Below are 21,786 nucleotides of genomic sequence, written 5' to 3'. Positions count from 1 at the left end.
CCCGATTATTGTAAATTAGATGATGAATAACTATTTTTGCGTGATTAGAATACTCATGTCCCATGAGTATCCTCAATGATCAATTTCAAGTTAATGTAGCCATATAAGTAATGATTACAATAGGTAATATCCGTATGAAGTATAATAAACTTGTGGATTTTCAAAGACACTCAGCATCCATTGAAAGAAGAAATCAGACAAACGAATGAACTAAATACAGAGAGTTCCGAGTTTTGTGATATGGCAAAAAGAGAAAAAAGACAAGGTAAAAAGCTCTTGATCATTGGAGGTGGTGCAGTTGGCATGGCAGTCTCTACAGGAGCCACAAGGCATGGAAATTATGAAGTAACAGTGATATCCAGCGATAAACATGCCTCATATAGTCAATGTGGTATACCTTACGTATTTTCAGGTGAAATACCTAATTTTGAACAATTAATAGTAAGAGACCTTGAGTTCTTCCAAGAAATGGGGATAAAACTGAGACTGGGAACACAGGTAGATTCTATAGATCTTACTAGCAATACAATAAGAATTGGCGATGAGAAGCTTGCTTTTGACAAGCTCGTGATCGCTACCGGAAGCAAAGCCTCTATCCCAAGAAATATAGAAACAGGAACATTGTTAAAGAATGTATTTACTCTTCGTACACTATCTGACGGCATGCATATTGCTGAAGCTCTGAAAGATGCAAAAAATGTCGTTATAATAGGCGCAGGTTCTATAGGTTGTGAGGTTGCCATAGCTACTGCACGCCGAGGAATAAGAACCTCATTATTGAGCCGTAGCAATACTATCCTTTCATCCAGCCTTGACTCAGATATGGCAGAGACAGTAATATCATACCTGGAGAGAGAAGGTGTAGAGGTGCTAACAGAACATACTCCTGAATCGCTTAATGGCGAGGAAAAGATTACTTCAGTTACAGCCAATGGAAGAGAGATACCTGCAGATGTAGTATTGATCTCAGTTGGTGTGACACCTAATACATCCCTTGCAGCAGAAACCGGAATAGATATAGGAACTGTAGGAGGAATACTCACAAACGATAAACTCCAAGTCTTAGCAGATGGGAATGTTATTGAGAATGTGTTTGCCGGAGGAGAATGCACACAGATAAATAATTTTGTTACCGGTAAACCTATGCTCAGTCAGCTGGCAAGTACAGCACGCAGGATGGCAGGCGCAATAATTGACAACTTGGCTGATAAAGACATAAAATTCAATCCTGTGGTCAATCCCTGGGTTGCAGTGGTTGGAGATCTGCAAATCGGATCTGTGGGTGTTACTACCAAAGAAGTAGAAAAACAGGGAATCCGAGTGATAAGCGGTATATCTACAGGATCAACACATGCCGATTATTTCCCGGGAGCAGGAAAAATATTCATAAAGGTTCTGTTCCACAACAGATGCCTTGTCGGTGCTCAAATAGTTTCAACAACTGGTACTAAAGAACGCATTGACGGGCTTTCACTGGCAATAAAAAGAAAACAGACCATAGACGAACTTCTTGAAATGGAAACGTGTTACTCTCCAGTTGTATCTACATTACAGGACCCCCTGCTTTTCGCTGTGAAAGGTGCACATAAGAAAATGCCAAGAAAGGATGCACGATGATAGAAATCGACGGCTCTTACGGTGAGGGCGGTGGGCAGATCTTGAGAACTGCCGTTGCTTTGGCAAGTATTACATCAACGGATGTAAGGATCTTTAATATAAGATCCAATAGATCACAGCCCGGGGTTAAGGCCCAGCATATGAAAGCTATAGAAACTGCTTCAAAACTCACTGGTGCAGAAGTTAAAGGACTGCATATTGGTTCCCAGGAAATCATCTTCTCTCCAGTGGAAATAAAGGGGGCAACATATACTGTAGATATAGGTACTGCAGGAAGCATATCCCTGCTGCTTCAATGCATCATGCCTATGACAGCCTTTTCCAGAGGAGAGATCACACTTGAGGTTACCGGTGGAACTGATGTGGCATGGTCTCCGACAATGGACTATCTTAATAACGTGACCTGTAAAGCACTTGAACAAATGGGATACCGCTGTAACATAGAAACTCTAAAAAGAGGATACTACCCTGAAGGAGGTGGAAAAGTACGTGCAGCTTTTGAACCTTCGAAGTTACATGGATTTGAGTTTGAAAGATCGGAACCGAATATTAAAGGAATATCTCATGTTTCGAATCTGCCTGAACATGTAGCACAGCGCCAATCCCAGGCAGCTAAAAAACTGCTGGAAAGCAAGGGAATTGAATGCGAGATAGCAGTATGCAGTAAAGATGAGATTTCAACTGGAAGTGGCATAACATTATGGAGTAATTATAATGGTGCCAGCCATCTTGGAAAGAGGGGGCTTCCTGCAGAAAAAGTGGGGGAAATGGCTGCAGAACGCATGATAAAGAACATCAGCTCCGGTGCTTCAGTGGATCCTTATCTGGCAGACCAGCTTGTAACCTATATGGGCCTTGCCAGGGGTGGGACTTTCACAACGTACGAACTCTCAAAACATACACTGACAAATATCTATATAACAGAGTTACTTTTAGGCGTAGAGTTCGAGATAAAGGAAAAGGAAAAACTCACCGAGATATCGGTGAAGTGAAAAAGTGAGAAAATCAGCTTAATTCTCAACTATGCTTAGATACTCAGCCGGGATAGATCTTGCCAGAGCAATATCTTCGTTGGCTGTTATGAGTATTATCCCATCTGTTTGTGCAGAATCAGCATCAATCTGAAGTATCACAGGGTTATCAGTATGCACAAGCGCAGCTTCTACAGCTCGTTCATAAGATGTGCTAAGATGTACGTATGTTTGCCGGATAGGCATAATACCACTCTCAAGCAGCATATCGACTTCTTCCTGGCTGACACCATAATATAGTGATGGAAGCTCATTTTCAGGGTAATCGGATTCCAGTTCTACGTCTACAGAATGACCGTACTTTGCCCTTATGTGTTTGCCATCTATCTCATACCGGTGTTTCCTGTCAGACTTAACAAGAGCAATGAGCCTTTCTTTAGTACCCCATCTATATCTTTCACTTAGAACATCCAGAAGATGTCCCAGACTAACCCAGCCATGATGGTCCATTTTTAGACCGACTTCTGCAGGGAAATGCCTTAGTGCCCCAGAAACAAACTTTCCTAAACGTTCCTCGCGGTCATCATCAAGGACGTACCGGCCTTCCACACCGCATGCCGGGCATGTCTCACCTCTGAAATATCCATGCTCATTGCACTTACGGATCATGATGTATCGATCCTGAGATGTAATTAATTGTTAATATATGTTATCGAGAAGAAGGAATCTATGACTATAGTTTCGTCAGATTTAATACACTCTCATGCTATCAGTTACACAAATCCGAGCGATTAAACTTAATGAAAGTGCTCCAAATAATACATGTCTAGGGAATTATCATGACCGGGATAGACGAGATCTACTCTAAACTTAGCAAATCCATAACCAAGGAAGAATTTACTGAAAAGGTAAATGAGAAAGTGGAACAAATGGGCGGCCTTTGTGATGAAAAGACAGCAGCTATGCTTGTGGCACATGACCTGGGGCTGAACGAAACTGGAAAATCTTCACAAAAGGTAGCAGATATAAAAAGTGACAGTGGAAATGTTAATTTCATTGCAAAGGTAGTATCTGTTTTCCCAATAAGAGAATTCACACGTAGCGATGGTACTGTGGGAAGAGTTGGAAATCTTCTGGTTGCTGATGAAACTGGAAGTATAAGGATAACTCTATGGGATGATAAAGCAGACCTGATCAACCAAGGGTTTATCGAAATTGGTCATAACCTGCAATTAGGAGGTTATGTAAAAGAAGGATATTCAGGAGTGGAAGTAAATATTGGTGGTAACGGTGTGCTTTCACAGACCGATGAAGAAGTTAGTGTAAAAAATGCTTCTATGAAGATCTCAGATATCAAAAGCGGTACGGGTAGCATTAATGTCATAGGAAGGTTGCTTGATATTTCAGACATCCGCACTTTTAACAAGAAAGACGGCTCTAAGGGCCGTGTGGGAAATATAACCATCGGCGATGATACAGGTAAGATCAGGATAACACTGTGGGACGATAAGACCGATAAGATAGCAGAGCTTCGGCTGGGAGATGCTGTAGAGGTAATAAATGGTTATGCACGGGAAAACAACTTCAATCAGCAGGTAGAAATACAGATCGGAAACCACAGCCTGCTAAAGAAAACCGAAACTTCTGTGAAATATCAGGAAAACTTTACTGCCATAGCAGATATCGTACCTGGAGAATCCTACTCTATACAGGGCTCTGTATCCGGATTAGGGGAAATAAGGGAATTCAACAGGGATGATGGCACTGTGAACATGGTCTCAAATATATATGTTTCCGATGATACGGGAAGGATTAGAGTAGCCCTATGGGCAGACCATGCATTGCTGGTGGATGAACTAGATATTGATACACCTATACAGATCATAGATGCTTATGCAAAATCAGGTTTCAATGAAGATGTGGAACTCAGTGCAGGAAACAGGACACGAATAATTATCAACCCGTAATAAATGAGTCATAGGTGATGTGTGGAGAGATTGAAGGAAATACCACACAAAAACGACTCAAATAATTCTTTTTTAAGGTAAATCTTTATAGACCTATTACAGACTCTAATGTATCATAATGGGGGTTAATATGCAAAAGATTGTTCCACATTTGTGGTTTGACAAAGAGGCTTCTGAGGCTGCGAAGTTTTATACGTCTCTTTTCAATAATTCTAAAATCATTGGTACCACACAGATTCATGGTACTCCTTCGGGAACAGCGGAGATGGTCACCATTAAGTTATCAGGCCAAGAGTTCATGCTGATATCAGCTGGACCATTTTTCACATTTACTCCAGCTATATCATTCCTTATCGCCTGTAGCACTACACAAGAGGTGGATACGTTGTGGGAGCAGTTATCCAAAGATGGTACTGAGCTTATGCCTTTGGATGCATATCCTTTTAGTGAGAGATACGCATGGGTGGAGGATAGATACGGTCTTTCATGGCAGATAATGCACATGGGTGACAGAAAGATTACGCAGAAATTCACCCCGACTCTTATGTTCACCGGTGATGTGTGTGGGAAAGCAGAAGAGGCAATCAATACTTACGCATTAGTTTTCAGCAATGCAAAAGTCGGTGATATTCTCCGTTATGTAGCAGGCGAGGGACCTGATAAAGAAGGAACAATACAGCACGCTGCTTTCATACTTGGAGGTCAGGAATTTGCAGCAATGGACAGTGCCTATGAGCATAATTTTACTTTTAACGAAGCCATTTCATTCATAGTGTACTGCGATACTCAAGAAGAAATCGATTACTACTGGGAGAAACTATCAGCTGTTCCTGAGGCTGAGCAGTGCGGCTGGCTCAAAGACAAGTTTGGGGTCTCATGGCAGATTGTGCCTACTGTTATGAAAGAAATGATGCAGGAAAAAGATGCAGAGAAACTGGCAAGGGTAACTGAAGCATTTCTGAAAATGAAGAAGTTTAATATTGCCGAATTAAAAAAGGCATATGAAGGACTTAACAATTTTTAGCAACTTATTTAAGGAATGAATTTTACATTCCTTTATCATTTTGTGTTGTCTAGGGTTTGGTATCATAGACAAACCTTCAAGAGACTGCTTTTTATTTATTGTATATAATCTACGAACATCTATATATACAATTAATAATAACACTTCTTTGTGGGCAATCACTTTCCTTAAACGAAACAGGAGTGTGTTATGCAATGGTTTTGGGTGCACAATGGGACCTTGAAACTGATACATCCGTAAGGGAAATCCGTAAGGAAATGTCAGTTCGTGAAGTCATGACCACCAATGTGGTGGTTGCAAACATTAATTCTAGTGTTCTTGAAATTGCCCAGGAGATGATCCGCCAGAACGTAGACAGTGTAATAATCACTGAGGATGATGATCCGGTAGGGATAATCACAGAGACGGATATCATCAGCAAGGTGGTGATCAATAACATGATCCCAAATACAGTTGCGGCGGGCATGATTATGTCTTCTCCCATCATAGCAACAAAACCATCAACAAACGTCATAGAAGCTGCAGAACAAATGACCAGATGCAACATCCGCAGGCTTGCAGTGATGGATGGTGACAAAATGGTAGGGATAATCACAGACCGGGACCTTCTTGCAATATCACCTGGCTTGAACACCATTCTGGAAAGTCTGATAGAACTGCATCGGGACGAGAGCAATTTCGAAGAAGAAACAGGAATAGAAAGAGGGATATGCCAAAGATGTGGTGCATACACAGACCTCACCCTCCTGAACGGACTTATGCTCTGCGAAGATTGCAAAGAGGAAGAAGGCTACTACGATTAAGCCGCATATCATTACATTCCATTCTAAATGGAGGATATCTATGACAGTAGAGAGGATAATGTCAAAGAATCCCTTGTATGTTAAAGAGACCGACCTCATGACCCATGCGCGTCAAATAATGCGTGACCATTTTTTGAGAGGAGTACCTGTAGTGAACGATTCCCTAAAAGTGAGTGGAATACTTACAGATAGGGATATGCTTAAAATGAAATCCACAAAGTCCAATGTGACAGTGGAAGGGTATGCTCAGGAGGTCCCAATGGTCACACCTGAAATGGAAATATTGAAGGCTGCTCGCTTAATGCTTGATGCATCTCAGCATAGAGTTCCTGTTGTGTCAGGCTTTGATAAGCAGTTAGTAGGTATCCTAAGCGACGTAGATATACTGGCAGCCATCAAACCAACAAAAAAATCTCCTTTGTACATTGAGGAGATCATGATGACAAATGTGATAACTTGCTATCCGGATGACAGTGTAACCATGGCATGGCATCAGATGCTTGAACATGATTACACTGGAATACCAGTATTGTCACACAGCAATGAAACTGTTGGGATGGTGACCAGAAGAGATATCATTAAAGCAGGTTATGCAAGAATAGGGGAAGTTGAGGGGCATGGGGCAAAATCCGGAGACTCACCGAAGGTTGAAAAGGTCATGTCTACTCCTCTGTACACTTTACCCCCAGAGGCCTCATTAAAAGAAGCCATTGATAAGATCCTGCAGTATGACATTGGCAGGATAGCTGTAGCCAGCAATAAGAAACTATTGGGCATCGTAAGCAGATCAGCATTGTTATCTGCCTGCCTTGTAGGTACTGGTTTCTGAAACTGGTGAAGCTGTAATATCAAAGATGAGGACTTTTTCTTTATAGTCCTGGAAAGCCGTTAAACACAAGAATGTTTTATTGTGCCGGTGGTTGAATTGATAAAGAAAAGAACTGATGTGGTCACAGAAGAAATATCGAAATTTCAGAACAATACGCAATATCGGAGTAACCACAAAAAGGACCCAGGTATGTTTGCTAGTACAAGTACTATGGATGTATCATCTGTTGAGTTCAAATCCAGGGCTGCAGAAAGGAAAAACGACATAAATGCTGTAGCTAAGAAAGATGTGATAACTCTTCCACCCACGACAACTATTATGGGTGTCATAAAAACGATGACAGGCAAAGGCTTTAGAAGGGTACCAATTGCAGATGCAGGCACAAAACGCCTTGAAGGAATAATTACCTCAATGGATATTGTTAATTTCCTAGGAGGGGGGCCAAAGAGCCTGCTTGTAGAAAATTACTATAAAGAAAATCTACTTGCAGCTATTAATGCAGATGTAAGCGAGATAATGCAACGCGATGTAGCTTTTGTTACGTCAAAAGCAAGTATCGCAGATGCTGTGGAAATGATGATCCAGAGAAATACAGGAGGTTTGCCTGTAGTTGATGAGGATAACAGAGTATGCGCCATATTCACAGAAAGAGATTTTCTGGATCTGATGGCAGATACCATTGATTATGATTCCATTAAGGACTACATGAGCACAAAAGTAAAAACCGTACCATTTGATACTACCATAGAGGAGGCAGCAAGGATAATGGTCAGTAAGGGATTCAGGAGATTGCCTATTGTAAAGGATGGGATACTAATAGGCATAGTTACTGCTTCGAACATTATGAATTTCCTAGGAAGTGGTAAAGCCTTTGAAAAAATGGTGACAGGTAATTTCCATGAGGCTTTCAGTGAACCAATAACCTCACTTATAACTAAAGATGTAATATGGGCCTCACCAGAAATGGATATGGGAGATGCTGCAAGGCTAATGATAGAGAAAGAAGTAGGTTCTTTGCCGGTAATAGATAATGATGTGCTCTGCGGGATAATTACTGAAAGAGACTTCCTGAGGGCCGTATCTTCAACATACTGGTGATGAATAAAAGCAAACCAATGTTCGAAAGACTAGACTTAATTTACATGTATTATGATATATTGATGAAAGATGGAAATTAGGTCCAGTTGATATTGATTTAGAAAGGGTTTCTACAGACTCGAAAAGTATCTGGCGATTAATAAGGTAATTTAATTGGAGGAATTGAATGAACGTTTCAGACATAATGAGTTCTCCGGTGTTCATGATGGGGCCCGATGAACCGATATCGCATGCAAGGAACCTGATGCTTAAACATAAGATCAGTACTGTAGTTGTAGGTGAAGGAGAAAAAATGATGGGGATAGTCTCAAAAGCCGATCTAAGCAGAAAACTCGCTCAGGCAGAGCCTATATGGAGACGGCGCCCCATAGACAAGGTTCCCGTTAGCATGGCGATGACAGAAGATCCAATAACCATCTATCCGGAAGCTTCTATATCCCAAGCTGGGAATCTCATGCTGGAAAACAACATCAATTACCTTGCAGTGATGAAAAAGGGACTTGTGGGCATAGTAACTGGTACAGACATAGTAAAGTATGTCTCCAAGCTGGATGAACAGAAGTTTGGAAAAAAAGTACACGAGGTCATATCTGACGATATGGTTCGCATACACATGCATCACACAATTAACCATGCAATAGAGGAAATGGAGAAAAATAATCTCGAGGAGATACTGGTAGTCGACGATGCTGAAAAAGTGATAGGTTTGATCTCTGTTAGCAATGTTGCTCTTAATATAATGGCAGAAGCAGATGGAAATCTTCCTACAAAGAACATCAAGATGACCCGCCGCCCTACACCAGGTGGCCAGAAAGCATACCGGTACATCAAAGAGGTGCCTCTTGTTGCTGAAGATATCATGTCTGGCATCGACACTGTTGTGAAGTGGGATGATTCAGCAGTCAAAGCAGCAAAACTTATTGTAGAGGATAACTCAAGAGTCCTGCCAGTTGAAAAGGATGGCGAGATCGTTGGCGTTATCAGAAGAAAGGACTTGATAAGGATTGCACAATGAAGGAACAAAAACTAATACAACCTGAAGGTGAAAAATATGGAAGTTAAGGACATAATGACAGAACCACCAACTATCAGTAAGTCAGATACACTTTCCCATGCACTTGACATGATGGAAAAGAAGGATATGCGCCGTGTGCTTGTAAAAAATGATGAAAAAGTAGTTGGTGTCCTCACAATGAGAAATCTCACCAGAGAACTCGGCACGAGAAAGAAGGGGAGTATGCCCGCATCCTCACTGCACGTGGCTACAGCGGTCTCTGACAACTTTGTGAAGGTATTCCCTGATGTAAAGGTAAAGGATGCTGTCACCCTTATTGACAAGAACCAAGGTGTGATCATAGTCTGCAAAGATGAAAATATCATGGGCTGGATAACACCCGCGGAACTTCTCAAGACTAATAACTTCAATGGCTTTGCAGGAGAGTTCATGCAGAAGGAACCCGTAGTTGCAAGCCCCGGTGACCGTGTGAGCCATATCAGACACCTGATGCTCGATAATAACGTAGGTAGGATTCCCATCATAGAGAATGGAAAGCTTGTAGGAATAGTCACCGAAAAAGATGTGGTCAAGGCCATGAGAGCTTTCAGGGACATCGTTTCAGGAAATCAGCAGGAAGCCAGGATCAAGAACCTGATCGTTGCGGACATCATGAAGAGAAGTGTAAAGACAGTTAATACCAATACACCTCTTTCGGATGTGGCTAAGATGATGCTTGCTGACAACATAGGTGGCTTGCCTGTTATGAACCTTGAAGGTGAGTTTGTAGGATTTATCACCAGAAGGAACCTAGTACACGCAATGGCACAATGAATATGGAGAGCTATCCTCAAACAAAACTGAACATTGAGAATGCAGCATCCTTTCTGGGCATTTCTGCTCAAAGGATGCAAGAGCTTATGGAAAGAAGAGTGTTGGTGCCAAACTGGAATGAGTACCAGCACTTATTCCGTTTTGATCATAAGGCATTGCACATTGACATTGGAAGCGTCCTTGTGCAAAAGGATGACAGTTTTAGCCTTGTTCTTGGATTCCCGAAGATAAAAAGGGCAATGTTGCTTGGGCCTGCTATCAAATACAACTTCGGGAATATAGTTAAGGTTGCTGTAGAAGAAAAAATGAATGGCTACAACGTCCGAGTGATCTCACTGGATGGAAAGCTTGTTGCTCTTACACGCAGCGGCCACGTATGTCCTTATTCTTCAGAGAAGGCCAATACTCTTTTGGACCACAGTTTCTTCACGGAGAACCCTCAACTTGTGCTCTATGGGGAAATGGTAGGACCTGATAATCCTTACGTGCCCAAGGAAATATACGGGATAGAATCGTTGGAGTTCTTTGTTTTTGATATCAGGCATAAAGACACCGGTGCACCTTTGCCATTGCATGAGCGCAGGAGCCTTGCTGAAAAATATGGATTTAGACAAGTGAGGTTTTTTGGGGAATTCGCTGTGCAGGAAGCTCCTGATATGATTACAAATATCATCCGGGAAATTGGAAAAATAGGGCATGAAGGTGTTGTGATCAAAGATCCAAAAATGGTATTGCAACCAATAAAATACACAGCTTCTCAGAGTAATTGCTCCGATCTGCGACATGCAATGAAAGTGTATAATGAGAGTGGAAGAGATTTCATATTTTCCAGAATAGTAAGAGAGGGATTCCAGTCGGTGGAATGGAACGAAAGTGAGGAAGAGTTCAAAAAACGTTGCATGCAATTGGGGGAAAGTATCCTGAAGCCTATGAAAGAATCCATCATAAAAGTAAGGGATGGAGAAAGGGTTGCAGAAGAGTTCACCATAAGAGTGAAAGAGAAAGCAACGATATCAAGGTTCGAAGAGTACATGAGAAGGCTTGGAATGGACATAATATTCAGTGAACCTAAAATCGTGGGTAATGAATACCTTGTGCATATCACAAAAGTTAATAAGAGCACCAGTGATAAGACACTGGCTATGTGGGAAGGTCAATTGTGGTCATGAAAAAAGATATATTTGTATGATAGCATTCGTAACCTCATAAAGACCAGGTGCAAACATGACAAAGATCACTATTATTGGAAGCCAGCAAAGCGGAAAAACAACACTCACCGCGAAACTGGGAAAGAAAGGGAATGTCTCAGACTTTACAATGTATGATTTTGCCAAGGGGGATAAAATAATGACTATCATTGACCCCACTGGATATCCTGATTCTGTTAAACCATTGATTGCCTCCCTTACCCTTTCCGACATTGCTATTCTGTGTGTACCCCCCACTGGTCTGGATGCTTATGCCGGGGAATGCATTGTCTGCCTGGAGTCCATGGGCTACAAACATGGCCTCATCCTGCTCACAAAATCTGATACTACTTACCCCCAGGCAACGGATGAATTGAAGGCAAAGTTGCAAAAGATCACAAAAGGTACAGTGCTTGAGCATTGGGAGTATATGAATGCCTCCACCAAAACTTTTGAAGGCATGGAGGAGCTTAAAGAAAAGATCTTCAGCATGGGAGAAAAGATAGATGAGGAAAATAGGGAAAAAGCTACTCTGCCAACAAGGGTTATAGTAGATCAATCCTTCAATGTCACTGGAATCGGGTGCGTTGTACTTGGTGTTGTGATGCAAGGTACCATTAACGCAAAAGACAAAATGACAGCTTATCCTACCAAGAAACCTCTGGAGATCAGGTCTATACAGATGCATGATGTAGATGTGAAGACTGCACCCATGGGAGCAAGAGTAGGCCTTGCCCTTAAGGGAATACAGTCAAAGGACATAGACAGAGGGCATGTTATTTCTGTTGAAGAAACGGTCAGTGAGAATCTGAAGATCAAATGTAAACTTTCACCTTTTTCAAAAGGCTTCAATACTGGAGGCGTGCTGCATGTCTTCGTGGGACTGCAATCCTCTCCTATGCGCATAACTAGCATAGAAAAACAAGGAAAAGTGATAGAGAAAGCCTCTGCTGGAGACGAATGTATTCTTGAGTTAACCGGTACAAAAGAAATATCCTATTCACAACAGGACAGGTTTATACTCACAGATCTTGATGAAAAGCAAAGGTTCGTAGGGCATGGGCTCCTTTGATCAAATTTACTTCTTTGGGGAGAGACGTTTGAAACCATCCAACATGGATGGTCTTTCCACTGCTTTTGTAAGCGAGGTGTTCTCGGGGAGATCCGTAAGCTGAGGCCTTTCTAAAGGAGCTGGAGATCCTCCCTGGAAAGTTTCCCTTTTTCTGAAGGCATTATCTATACCTGAGGCAGTGTGAGATTGAGGAAGCAGCACCTGTGAGGATAAGGATGATGGCTTTTCTTTCTCCAGACTTTTTCTGGAGAGACCTGCATTCATGTCACGATCTCTGGCTCTGGAGCCCTCAGACTTCCCAGTGTCATAATTGTCCTTGACAGACTTCCCCATGTCACCCTGAGATGCAAACTCGTAAAGTGAGTTAAACCTCTCCTTTACCCATCCGATCTCCGAATGTTTATGGTACCCTACCTCAAAACCCAGCTCATAGGAACTTTTTATGAGTGACTGTTGCTGGGTTTCGGTGAGTTCTCTTTTAGTTTCCTTTTTCTTAAAGATCTTGACCATTAGATCAATCCATTATTCCAGATATCCTTCTATCTTCAGACCCTTATCAGTGAACTGCACTGTACGCATGTTACAATCATGCTTTGTTCCTCTCATTTTAATAATTTGGATAGCACGGGTCATGCTCTTATCATAGAGGAAATTATGCATGAAGATCACACCATGAGCTGCGAACTGCTCTGTTGAATAAGCAGTTGGATCCGTTAGTTCTCCTATCAATATGGTAGTACACCCAAGTTTCTTGATGTTTCTTATGAAACGTGTCATTTCCTTTTCCTGCAAAGACAGATCCTTTGTAGTAAAACGAATTGCAGATACAGAATCCAACACTAACCTTTTTACACCATATTCTGCCACATAGGCAGCTATTTCCTTGAATACCATTGCAGGAGATGGAGCCTCACTTTCAATTGAAGTTCTGCTAACCTCATATTGGGGAGACACAAACTCATTGAGTTCATCCATGTACCCATATTCCATTCTTGGGCCTAGGTCCGCGAACAAAAGCTTTCTCATCTTTATAAGCGGGATTACATTCATTGAATAATTGGACATGTCATCAATGATGTTCTGAGGACTTTCCAGTAAAGTTACGTACAGACCTACTTCACCGAGTGCTGCCCCATGTGCAAGGAATTGCACACAGAATGTAGTTTTACCGCTTCCAGGGGGACCACTTACAAGATAAACCCTCTCAGAGAGCAGCCCTCCCTGGACAAGTTCATCAAAACCTTCAATTCCAGTTTGTATTCTCATCCTTAATCCTCATCTTTGATGGAATATACTAATATAATAATAAACTTATATATAAGGTACACGTCCATGAGACTTGCTTAAAAAACTGAGAGTATAATGGAGAATAGAAAAGAGAATAATTTTCATATCACCAAGCGGGAAGTCTGCTGGTCTGTAAAACTATTCACAATAGCTGTGCTCATTTCATGCTTTTTAAGCATGCTTTTCTATATCCTGAGTTTGGTATCATCTTCCTCAGAATCCGTGGATATGGCCATAACATCTACCACTTCCATGGCCATGCAGAAAGTAGACTCTGCAGCAAAGCACCTGGATCTCATATGGTCCATCTTCCTCTTCAATTCGCTTGCTGTCGTAACGACTTCTATAGGACCTGGGATATTGTCCTACATCCAGAATATTTCTGTCGCTGAACTTAAGCTACGTGCGCGGAACAAAAAATACACTACCCTATCAGTGAAATTGGAAAAACTGTTCCAGCTTCTTACTTTAGTTATAAAGGACATACTCCAAAAACTAGACCCGGACGTATCCAGGCTAAAGGCGCAGGATAATTCCGAAAAAGCGGGCTCTATCTGGAAACGCGCTAACTATAGTAAGGAAAACTTCAGACTACTGGCTTATGTTATTCCATATCTGATTCCCGTCATAACACTAACAATGAATGGGATGTTACTTGGAATAACACTCTCTTTCTTTGTTTTCAACGGTGCCCTATCTTTATATGACTTCACAGGATCACAGGGGATTGTACCTGGAATGCTCTTTTCTATAGCATATTTCCTGGCTCATATCTTACCTCATGGAATAATAGAGCTACCCATAATAATCATAGCTGACGCTATTGGATACAGGTTTGCCAGAATGTATTCAGGCAAAATATTGGAAGATAAACTGCTATTAGGTGATGAAATCGAAAAACTTGAAAGGGATATGAGGAGTATAAACGACATTGCTTCAGCATATATCAGATCCCGGTATCTGTGGGCTATGGTTAGCATCATGCTGACGTTTCTCTGGGTAGCTGCCTGGATAGAAACAAACATCACGCCCACCATAGCCCAAGAAGTAGCAAATTTTCTAGGAGATTTACTGATCTGAGCGCCAGATCACATACTAGCGCTCTTCACACCTTCTGTCACGTTTTGAAGCAACTGGAAAGCTATTTCCTGAGAGGGCCATGATCCAAGACCACAATCAGGACCTACGTATTTTACCCTTTCACCAAACATAGAATAGGCTTTCTCAAATCTTTTCCTGATAACTTCTGGAGTTTCAAGCTCAGTGGCGATCTCTTTAAGGCGAACAGCATCTCTCCAGACATTTGTGTTATATTTGTCATTAAGCACAGAAACGAGATTTGAAATGTCTGTCCTCGCAACACCCACTCTTAGGAAAGAATCTGAATCTTCCAGTACTTTCTTGTCAATAAGATCCAGGTATGAGGGATGACCTGCTGATTCCACCCCTATCACATTGACCTGGGAAGTGGCACAAGCAATCTTATAGTGCAGTGGAGAATGCAGGTGAATCTGCACATCAATGCCTTTTTTGTGAGCTGATTTTGAAGCAATTTTAAGAGCTTCTATTAAAGTATCGTCATCAAACATTACCTGTGGATTGATGCCAATACTTGGCTCATCTATGGAAACTACACTCACATTCAGGTATCCTGAGTTTTCAATAGAGTTTTTCACAAAAAGGTCAACATTTTCTGCGAATAGATATAAGATATCAGTGTACTCAGTTCCACCAAATTCTCTCAGATATAATTCCAGAGGGCCTGTGATACATATTCTTGTATTCGGTTTCCCACCATGGGATTGCATGTATTCATAAGCCGCTGGCTGAATAGCCTCCAACTCTACTATCTTTGCATCTCTTTCTTTGACCCTGAAAGGCTCGTCTGTACTATCCGGGTCCTTGATTATTGAAAGAAATTGCTCGGTCATATCCTGGTATTGAGGATAAGTAGGAGCTTCAACTCCTGCATCAATCTTCTGCTGGAATGCAGCATTGATCAGCGGGAATAGTTTTTCGCGATCATAATAGTTTGAGAACGCTTTTTGTATCCATTCCTTTGATACACCCGCAGGAAGCGGATAACTACCAATGTCATCAAGAATAACATTATTCATAATTAAGAATTGAAACATCAACAAGATATAAGTTTTGGAACAAAAAGAGTATAGAGGATTTAAATCGCTAAAAAGAGCAGGACAAGTTATTCCTGCCTTAATCTTCCCTTCTTAGCAACGTGTTCAACATAATAATCTACACAGTTCTGTGAATAATCTATAGAGACCTTGGACATGTGAGCAACAATTTCACTTAATGGTCGTTCAACATGTACAGTGCGCTTGGGGATACCGTATTTTTCATTATGTCTTGCTACGGTCTCAAGCATAATGTTCTGCAATTGCAATACATCCAACTTTTCCGAGGGAGAAAGTTTTTCGAAATCCTCCATTATCTTCTGTATGCGGTCTTTCTCCTTTTCATCGACTTCTAATTCAGAAATGGGATGTCTGATGCGTTCCTCCACGCTATCACCAATCTAATGTATACATCATTGGTTAAAATACTTACGTATAAATTTAGTAAAAATTATAAAAACAAAAAGAGTTAAACAAAATTAAGGAAGGGTGAGTAAGACACCCATTCCTTTCAAAGTTTTTGAGGCTTCACCGAATGCTACAAACATTTCCTTACGGCTTTGACCAATATTATCCACTCTTGGTTCACATGAGAACCATATCTCGTTCTCGTTAGTTCCACGGGTAATAGTAATACAGGCAAGCATGTCAGACTTGGTCAACCTGTACACTGAATCTACACCTGTTGGGGTAACCCATTCATGGAATTTACTAGTGATATCCTTAACAAATTTATTCCAATTGACCGTGGCAGAAGCTTCTAGACTTAGATGTAAATGAGCTCGGTCACCTGTGATTTCTTCTGTCATGGCCTTAAGCATCTTCTTGTATTCTGGGTCTGCCTCATCTACAACGATCTTTTCTTCAAGCTCTTTTGCAGCTTCCTTGAAGAATGGAGCAAGGTTAACTGTTTCTGATGGCTTTGTGGCTAAAGAAACGCCAAAGAAAGCAATACCACTAAGAGCCATTCCCAATATGACCCCATGGTTAGATAGCACAGGATGTAAAGAATCCAGATAAGCTGGAGCAAAAGCAGGAGTGTTGGCAAGATCAACTGCAGTAAGAGCTACCTGAGCAATGAAACCTACTATCAGGCCTGCAAGAGCACCCTCCTTCGTAGCCCTCTTCCAGTAAAGTCCTCCCATCAACGGGAAGAAATATGCCGAACTGGCGATAAAAGTAGCTATGTGAATGGCATCAAGGATACCATCAATGTAGAAGGACCCGATGGTCGCACCTGCGACAATTATTAGTACGCTCAACCTGTTGATTGCAAGCATTTCCTTCATGGTTGCATCGGGTTTTATGTATCTCTGATAAATATCACGAGAGAGGCATGAACCACCTGAAGTTGCGAAAGTGTCCGTAGACGACATTGCAGCTGCTGCCAGACCTATACCTGCCAGACCTATCAACATAGGTGAGAAATGCTCAAAGATGTAAACCAGAAGTGCAGGTTCTGCCTGAGCCATTGCACCCATACCTATTTCTGCGAACGATGCAGGAATATCAGGATACACATGGTTTAGTCCGATAGCCATAATCGTACAAGCCACACCGAACACGATGAAGATAAGGAATGAACCTAGTATCATACCATTCCTTGCTGATTTTTCATCCTTGGCAGCCCATACCCTTTGCCAAGGATCCTGTTCTGTGATCCAACCAGGAATGATGGCAAAGATAGCTACTATAACTGCAACTATACCAACACTGAATGGATTCCACCATCCTTCCGGTACATCAGAGAAAAGCTCAGAAGAGGTTATAGGTGAAGCTACATCAACAGAAGTTGCTGAACCTGTTATAGCAATAGCCATTCCCAGAGCGAAAGTTGCAAGGAATACGAATTGGATCACATCGGTCCATATAACGGCAGAAAGACCTCCAAGGGTCACATACACAGAAACGGCCAATGCCACTATGGCTGCAGCATATACAGGAGGCAATCCAAAAAATATCTCAAGGACCATAGCAAAACCCTTGATATCCGCAACTGCGAAAAGGATCATTACAACAGCGATGATAAGAGCCACAGGGCCGCGTATGGAACCGCTGTACCTTTGTTCAAGCAGCTCTGGTTGAGTGATTGCAGGCAGATGCTTTATTTTACCTACTAGTAATGCTATCAATATCAAGGCAAGGATGTTAGGGGCCACGAAACTCCAGATAGAACCCATACCTAACAACATATAAAGACCAACAACTGCAAGAATTCCTCCGGCAGTCATCCACGACGCAGCTGCTGAGCAGCCTATTGCAACAAAACTTATTCTACGCCCTGCAAGCCAGAAATCTGTCACAGATTTCTGCTTCTTCGTGAAATACCAGCCAATAGCGACCAGTATGAGAATATAGGCCGCAAGCAACAGCATAAACAGACCATATGAATCCATAATTACTACCTTACCTCGTTTTAATTTTATCTAGTATAATTTACTTATCCTTCTGATCTTTCCTTGTATTTAACGTTTTATTGATTGATCAGAGGTTTATTGTAGGCATTTTTCTCTCGAGTTATATTTAAGTCTTTCAAAAAAATCCGGTTTACAATAAAACAAGTTTAATTGATTTATGATTAGACTGCGAATTTATTTTTGCATAGACATATTGAAGTTCCCCAACTTCATAATCCTAAATATATATGTCTCATCAGCACTAATTGTAGTGCATGACTCTTGAACCGGTCCATATAAAAGCTATATCTGAGCTTGCTGACCGTATTGACAAATGTCTCAAACCTGGTGATACGGAAAAAGATGAAGCTGAGGGGGTCATGGATATTCTGGAAAGGCTCAAGGAGTTGAAACACGATGGTAAGATCGTACTTAAGGCCATTGGAAGACTCAAAAGAGGAAAAGTGGACATAGAAAAGATGTCACAGAGCCCGGACCCATTTCCTGTAACCTATTCATGTGACAGTGGAAGTACAACTACTCGATCCTTTGATAACGGCCTCTACGTGGATTTCTGCCACTGCGCTATGGCATCTACACCTACTGACTTAGAGCTTCATAATAGAAGAACAATAGTTGCTGCTACCTATTCGCGTGGTTACAGCGTGCATATAGATACCACAGAAGATTGGGAAATAATTGATCAGGGAGCAAGCCGTTGCAAGATAATCCGCATCCCTCCAGATCTGCTGGACAAAAGGATAGACAGGATAGTTCATGATATAGCCCTGTACCTTTCAGAATCCGAACACATTCTGTGGTTGAAGGATGAACTGGACCCTCGGGGCTTTTTTATCATGGACGGACCAATCTATCCAAAGCATCTCATGTACTGGATGGTAGTGGAATCTGATGATGTAAAGCTGCTTTATGATCCTCATACCGAGCAAATACTTCAAAACTATATTGACATCGTAGACCATCATATTGACAGAAAGCTTCCTTTTATTGGTTTTGTGAAAAATCCAGAAGACATGCAGATAATGCAGACCCTGAGAAAAGAGGGTATGAAAGACTTACCCTGGGTAATGGATGCACAGTTCTTCAAGAATCTGCTTTCTTCGCCACGGCATTGGGAAGAAAATAACAGATACAACCGCTATATAACTTACACTAACTGGTTCATGCAACCTAACCAGTTCTATGAAAGAATGCTTGGAACCACATCACCCCTGGTTAAGGAAAAACTCAGGGTGAAATATCCACACGAATACTATTCACTTACATTTTTCGTGGTGTACATTCCTTCAAAGAACTTGCTCTTTAAGATAGAAGCTCCATACGGGCTTACTCAGGACGAAGAGATGAGGGATATCATTACGAGAAAGGTGCTTTATGACATTGCAGTAAGCGAGATACCCGGTACATTGAAGAAAGCAGACTCCATTGCAAAGATACAGGTATCAGAAAGAAAGCAAATAATAGACAGGTTCAGGTACTCCCGTGTGGATACCACCTATAATGAGACCAGATGGGGTGAGCATGATGAGGATTGATAAAGATATACTTGCTTATGTGACTTCAGGCGACAAAGAAACCGAAATTACTGTAAGGACTGTGGAAACAACTTTTGAGGAAAAATTTAGTTTCGAAAATTATGAGGTCCCGGCAGAGAGAAGTTCAGATGTACAAGTCAACACCGATGAAGCATTTGGTATCATTACTACAGGTATAGAACCTCTTGAGATAACAGAATCCGGAGCAACTATCACTGGCTACATTAACACGGAAAAAAGAAAGGATGTGCGCTTGGGGACGTATGTGATCGTGCCCTACGGAGAGGAAGATCTTTTCGCACGAATATGGAAAATGCAGTACAAGCAGGAGTTTGCAGTTGATGATGCCACTGAGATACATTCCCGCAGAATGCTCAGATCCAACACTACAGATGAAGTGGATTACAAGTTCCTGGCTTATCTTGATCCTATATGTATCCTTTATCCCAGAGGCAATTGTCTGGCCCGGCGCATGAGCGACAGGATACCGCGACCTAACACTCCTATAATGCCTGTTAAAGACAAGATGAAGATACAGACTGGGCTTAACATTCCCAAAGAAGGAATCTTCATAGGGCATCTGAGCGTTGGAGGAGAAGTAGTGAAGACTCATGCAGTGCCTCCTACTGTGCCATATTACCTGCGCAATGACTATTCTATGGGCGATCCTCTGGTTTTCAGACACATGCTGGTATGTGGTAGTACCGGAACTGGTAAAACATTCCTCACAAAGAATATCCTCAGGCAGTTCATAGCATCTGAGAACCGCTACAATGTAAGAGGCACTGGTTCCAAGAAGAATCCCTGCCTTGTGATACTTGACCCTCAGGATGAGTATTCCCAGATGTTTGAGGACAACCCTGAACTTACACAGGATGATGAATTCAGGTTCAGGTCCGAGAAAGTAGATTTCGGAGGATGTGTTAATACCCGGACTTTCATGGCAAAGGTTGATGGACAGTCATACAACGGACGTTCACGGGCACAGCAAATGGAATTTACTATACCTTTTGAGATGGTTAGGAACAATTCCTGGCTCATGGCACCTGTGGGTATGACCGAGCTCCAGTACCAGGGAGTAGAATTACTGCTTGATGACTTCTTCAAAAAGGCAGGAGAGCACACTTATATTCGCTTTTTGGAACATGTCAGCGACGATCTGACCAGGGGTAACTATGTGGAGAGCGGCAAGATCCACGAAGCTTCCTACGATGGTATTGTACGAAGAGTAAGGGACAAGGCTCTTAGCAGAGTGTTTGACCAGCCTGCAAGGCCTATAGACCAGATGTTGGAAGAGATAATAAAACCCGGACAGGTGAGTGTGTTTCCCACTGAATATATCAGTAACATGCGCATACGCGATCTGATAACTCTCACTTTGATGACAATAATAGTGGATAACAAGTTAAGTACTAAACTTAACACACCTGGAGAAGCTGCCGTTAAGGAGACTCCCATTATCCTGGCTCTTGACGAAGCCCACAGGTATCTTGCCAGAACCACGGGAGAACATAGCAGGAGGATCGTATCCAAGTTTGCAGATGCTGCACGTCAGGGAAGGAAAGAAGGACTGGGATTGTGCCTCATTACTCAGGACCCCCAGGATATTGATGACACTGTGTTCAAGCAGATAAACACGCGTATCATCCTCAATTTGACAAATGATGCTGCTATCGGAGCACTCAAGGTTAAAAAAGAGTATGAAAAGCGTATACCATACCTGAAGAAGGGACAGATGATTGTGCATAGCCCTGACAACAGTGACATGGTTGAAATCATGGGGCTGCAGAGCTGTGTAGTAAAGCATTTATGATTATGCTTTCAAAAAATGGGTCAGGAAAAGCACCACGTGTTAGTTCTGACCCTGATATGCAAAACAAGATTGTATTACAAAACATGGTTTGAAACTAATTCAAACATATTCAACTTTTTTGCAACTGAATCTCCGCACTTCAGAAAACATACTCAGCTGAAAAATAAGGAATCTGTTTCAAAGAGAGAATACCGAAACCTATA

20 protein-coding genes are annotated in these 21,786 nt (G+C 41.8%); 14 read left to right on the top strand and 6 right to left on the bottom strand.

The annotated features are described in order from the left end of the window. Nucleotides 1–240 precede the first annotated feature (240 nt). Nucleotides 241–1,617 (top strand): NAD(P)/FAD-dependent oxidoreductase, encoded by a 1,377-nt coding sequence (locus ACC612_RS10745; RefSeq protein WP_371854531.1) that lies wholly within the window; start codon nt 241–243, stop codon nt 1,615–1,617. After that, complete coding sequence (rtcA, locus tag ACC612_RS10740; protein WP_371854530.1) at nt 1,614–2,609, top strand: RNA 3'-terminal phosphate cyclase; 996 nt, start codon at nt 1,614–1,616, stop codon at nt 2,607–2,609. Before ACC612_RS10745 ends, rtcA begins: the two co-directional genes overlap by 4 nt. A gap of 18 nt (nt 2,610–2,627) precedes the next feature. Here the strand turns inward: rtcA and ACC612_RS10735 are convergent, their stop codons facing one another. Then, complete coding sequence (locus ACC612_RS10735; RefSeq protein WP_371854529.1) at nt 2,628–3,257, bottom strand: RNA 2'-phosphotransferase; 630 nt, start codon at nt 3,255–3,257, stop codon at nt 2,628–2,630. Between the two features lie 170 nt (nt 3,258–3,427). Here ACC612_RS10735 and ACC612_RS10730 point away from each other — a divergent pair, with 170 nt between their 5' ends. From ACC612_RS10730 to ACC612_RS10690, 9 genes are all read left to right on the top strand, one after another. Beyond that, the gene (locus ACC612_RS10730) at nt 3,428–4,555 is read left to right on the top strand and encodes an OB-fold nucleic acid binding domain-containing protein (protein ID WP_371854528.1); all 1,128 of its coding nucleotides are present in this window, start codon (nt 3,428–3,430) and stop codon (nt 4,553–4,555) included. 130 nt (nt 4,556–4,685) lie between these two features. Next, a complete protein-coding gene (locus ACC612_RS10725; RefSeq protein ID WP_371854527.1) occupies nt 4,686–5,579 on the top strand; it encodes a VOC family protein in 894 nt (297 codons plus the stop codon). A 194-nt stretch (nt 5,580–5,773) separates the two neighbouring features. Next, nucleotides 5,774–6,382, top strand: a complete 609-nt coding sequence (locus tag ACC612_RS10720; RefSeq protein ID WP_371854526.1) for a cyclic nucleotide-binding/CBS domain-containing protein — start codon at nt 5,774–5,776, stop codon at nt 6,380–6,382. 40 nt (nt 6,383–6,422) lie between these two features. Further along, nucleotides 6,423–7,211, top strand: a complete 789-nt coding sequence (locus ACC612_RS10715; protein ID WP_371854525.1) for an HPP family protein — start codon at nt 6,423–6,425, stop codon at nt 7,209–7,211. Nucleotides 7,212–7,298: 87 nt separating this feature from the next. Then, on the top strand, nt 7,299–8,309 hold the full coding sequence (locus ACC612_RS10710; protein WP_371854524.1) for a CBS domain-containing protein: 1,011 nt from the start codon (nt 7,299–7,301) through the stop codon (nt 8,307–8,309). A gap of 166 nt (nt 8,310–8,475) precedes the next feature. Continuing rightward, complete coding sequence (locus ACC612_RS10705) at nt 8,476–9,324, top strand: CBS domain-containing protein (protein WP_371854523.1); 849 nt, start codon at nt 8,476–8,478, stop codon at nt 9,322–9,324. Nucleotides 9,325–9,360: 36 nt separating this feature from the next. After that, nucleotides 9,361–10,137, top strand: coding sequence for a CBS domain-containing protein (locus tag ACC612_RS10700; protein WP_371854522.1), 777 nt, complete (start codon nt 9,361–9,363; stop codon nt 10,135–10,137). Continuing rightward, entirely contained in the window at nt 10,134–11,306 is a 1,173-nt protein-coding gene (locus tag ACC612_RS10695) for an RNA ligase (protein WP_371854521.1), read from the top strand. The genes ACC612_RS10700 and ACC612_RS10695 overlap by 4 nt, the downstream gene beginning before the upstream one ends. A gap of 55 nt (nt 11,307–11,361) precedes the next feature. Beyond that, nucleotides 11,362–12,396, top strand: coding sequence for an EF-Tu/IF-2/RF-3 family GTPase (locus ACC612_RS10690; protein WP_371854520.1), 1,035 nt, complete (start codon nt 11,362–11,364; stop codon nt 12,394–12,396). Nucleotides 12,397–12,402: 6 nt separating this feature from the next. Here the strand turns inward: ACC612_RS10690 and ACC612_RS10685 are convergent, their stop codons facing one another. Next, nucleotides 12,403–12,906: a hypothetical protein gene (locus tag ACC612_RS10685; RefSeq protein WP_371854519.1), complete on the bottom strand. Its 504-nt coding sequence runs from the start codon at nt 12,904–12,906 to the stop codon at nt 12,403–12,405. A gap of 12 nt (nt 12,907–12,918) precedes the next feature. Beyond that, complete coding sequence (locus ACC612_RS10680) at nt 12,919–13,662, bottom strand: RAD55 family ATPase (RefSeq protein WP_371854518.1); 744 nt, start codon at nt 13,660–13,662, stop codon at nt 12,919–12,921. A 96-nt stretch (nt 13,663–13,758) separates the two neighbouring features. On the opposite strand from ACC612_RS10680, the gene ACC612_RS10675 reads away from it, so the two are divergent. Beyond that, complete coding sequence (locus tag ACC612_RS10675) at nt 13,759–14,763, top strand: stage II sporulation protein M (protein WP_371854517.1); 1,005 nt, start codon at nt 13,759–13,761, stop codon at nt 14,761–14,763. An 8-nt stretch (nt 14,764–14,771) separates the two neighbouring features. Here ACC612_RS10675 and ACC612_RS10670 read toward each other — a convergent pair whose 3' ends face one another. From ACC612_RS10670 to ACC612_RS10660, 3 genes are all read right to left on the bottom strand, one after another. Beyond that, on the bottom strand, nt 14,772–15,800 hold the full coding sequence (locus ACC612_RS10670; protein WP_371854516.1) for a methionine synthase: 1,029 nt from the start codon (nt 15,798–15,800) through the stop codon (nt 14,772–14,774). Between the two features lie 86 nt (nt 15,801–15,886). Next, nucleotides 15,887–16,207, bottom strand: coding sequence for a hypothetical protein (locus tag ACC612_RS10665; RefSeq protein ID WP_371854515.1), 321 nt, complete (start codon nt 16,205–16,207; stop codon nt 15,887–15,889). A gap of 90 nt (nt 16,208–16,297) precedes the next feature. Beyond that, nucleotides 16,298–18,214: a sodium:solute symporter gene (locus ACC612_RS10660; RefSeq protein WP_371854514.1), complete on the bottom strand. Its 1,917-nt coding sequence runs from the start codon at nt 18,212–18,214 to the stop codon at nt 16,298–16,300. Between the two features lie 275 nt (nt 18,215–18,489). Here ACC612_RS10660 and ACC612_RS10655 point away from each other — a divergent pair, with 275 nt between their 5' ends. Continuing rightward, on the top strand, nt 18,490–19,770 hold the full coding sequence (locus ACC612_RS10655) for a DNA double-strand break repair nuclease NurA (protein WP_371854513.1): 1,281 nt from the start codon (nt 18,490–18,492) through the stop codon (nt 19,768–19,770). Continuing rightward, nucleotides 19,760–21,583: an ATP-binding protein gene (locus ACC612_RS10650; protein ID WP_371854512.1), complete on the top strand. Its 1,824-nt coding sequence runs from the start codon at nt 19,760–19,762 to the stop codon at nt 21,581–21,583. Before ACC612_RS10655 ends, ACC612_RS10650 begins: the two co-directional genes overlap by 11 nt. Nucleotides 21,584–21,786 lie beyond the last annotated feature (203 nt).

Source organism: Methanomethylovorans sp. (assembly GCF_041447285.1).
GTDB lineage: Archaea > Halobacteriota > Methanosarcinia > Methanosarcinales > Methanosarcinaceae > Methanomethylovorans.
The sequence above is the reverse complement of the archived record's forward strand: the minus strand, read 5'-3'. Positions and strand labels throughout refer to the sequence as shown.

Excerpts from the sequence above, each read along its gene's own strand:
- ACC612_RS10745 (WP_371854531.1), top strand. The coding sequence starts at position 241 with ATGGCAAAAAGAGAAAAAAGACAAGGTAAAAAGCTCTTGATCATTGGA.
- rtcA (WP_371854530.1), top strand. The coding sequence starts at position 1,614 with ATGATAGAAATCGACGGCTCTTACGGTGAGGGCGGTGGGCAGATCTTG.
- ACC612_RS10735 (WP_371854529.1), bottom strand. The coding sequence starts at position 3,257 with ATGATCCGTAAGTGCAATGAGCATGGATATTTCAGAGGTGAGACATGC.
- ACC612_RS10730 (WP_371854528.1), top strand. The coding sequence starts at position 3,428 with ATGACCGGGATAGACGAGATCTACTCTAAACTTAGCAAATCCATAACC.
- ACC612_RS10725 (WP_371854527.1), top strand. The coding sequence starts at position 4,686 with ATGCAAAAGATTGTTCCACATTTGTGGTTTGACAAAGAGGCTTCTGAG.
- ACC612_RS10720 (WP_371854526.1), top strand. The coding sequence starts at position 5,774 with ATGGTTTTGGGTGCACAATGGGACCTTGAAACTGATACATCCGTAAGG.
- ACC612_RS10715 (WP_371854525.1), top strand. The coding sequence starts at position 6,423 with ATGACAGTAGAGAGGATAATGTCAAAGAATCCCTTGTATGTTAAAGAG.
- ACC612_RS10705 (WP_371854523.1), top strand. The coding sequence starts at position 8,476 with ATGAACGTTTCAGACATAATGAGTTCTCCGGTGTTCATGATGGGGCCC.
- ACC612_RS10700 (WP_371854522.1), top strand. The coding sequence starts at position 9,361 with ATGGAAGTTAAGGACATAATGACAGAACCACCAACTATCAGTAAGTCA.
- ACC612_RS10695 (WP_371854521.1), top strand. The coding sequence starts at position 10,134 with ATGAATATGGAGAGCTATCCTCAAACAAAACTGAACATTGAGAATGCA.
- ACC612_RS10690 (WP_371854520.1), top strand. The coding sequence starts at position 11,362 with ATGACAAAGATCACTATTATTGGAAGCCAGCAAAGCGGAAAAACAACA.
- ACC612_RS10685 (WP_371854519.1), bottom strand. The coding sequence starts at position 12,906 with ATGGTCAAGATCTTTAAGAAAAAGGAAACTAAAAGAGAACTCACCGAA.
- ACC612_RS10680 (WP_371854518.1), bottom strand. The coding sequence starts at position 13,662 with ATGAGAATACAAACTGGAATTGAAGGTTTTGATGAACTTGTCCAGGGA.
- ACC612_RS10675 (WP_371854517.1), top strand. The coding sequence starts at position 13,759 with ATGGAGAATAGAAAAGAGAATAATTTTCATATCACCAAGCGGGAAGTC.
- ACC612_RS10670 (WP_371854516.1), bottom strand. The coding sequence starts at position 15,800 with ATGAATAATGTTATTCTTGATGACATTGGTAGTTATCCGCTTCCTGCG.
- ACC612_RS10660 (WP_371854514.1), bottom strand. The coding sequence starts at position 18,214 with ATGGATTCATATGGTCTGTTTATGCTGTTGCTTGCGGCCTATATTCTC.
- ACC612_RS10655 (WP_371854513.1), top strand. The coding sequence starts at position 18,490 with ATGACTCTTGAACCGGTCCATATAAAAGCTATATCTGAGCTTGCTGAC.
- ACC612_RS10650 (WP_371854512.1), top strand. The coding sequence starts at position 19,760 with ATGAGGATTGATAAAGATATACTTGCTTATGTGACTTCAGGCGACAAA.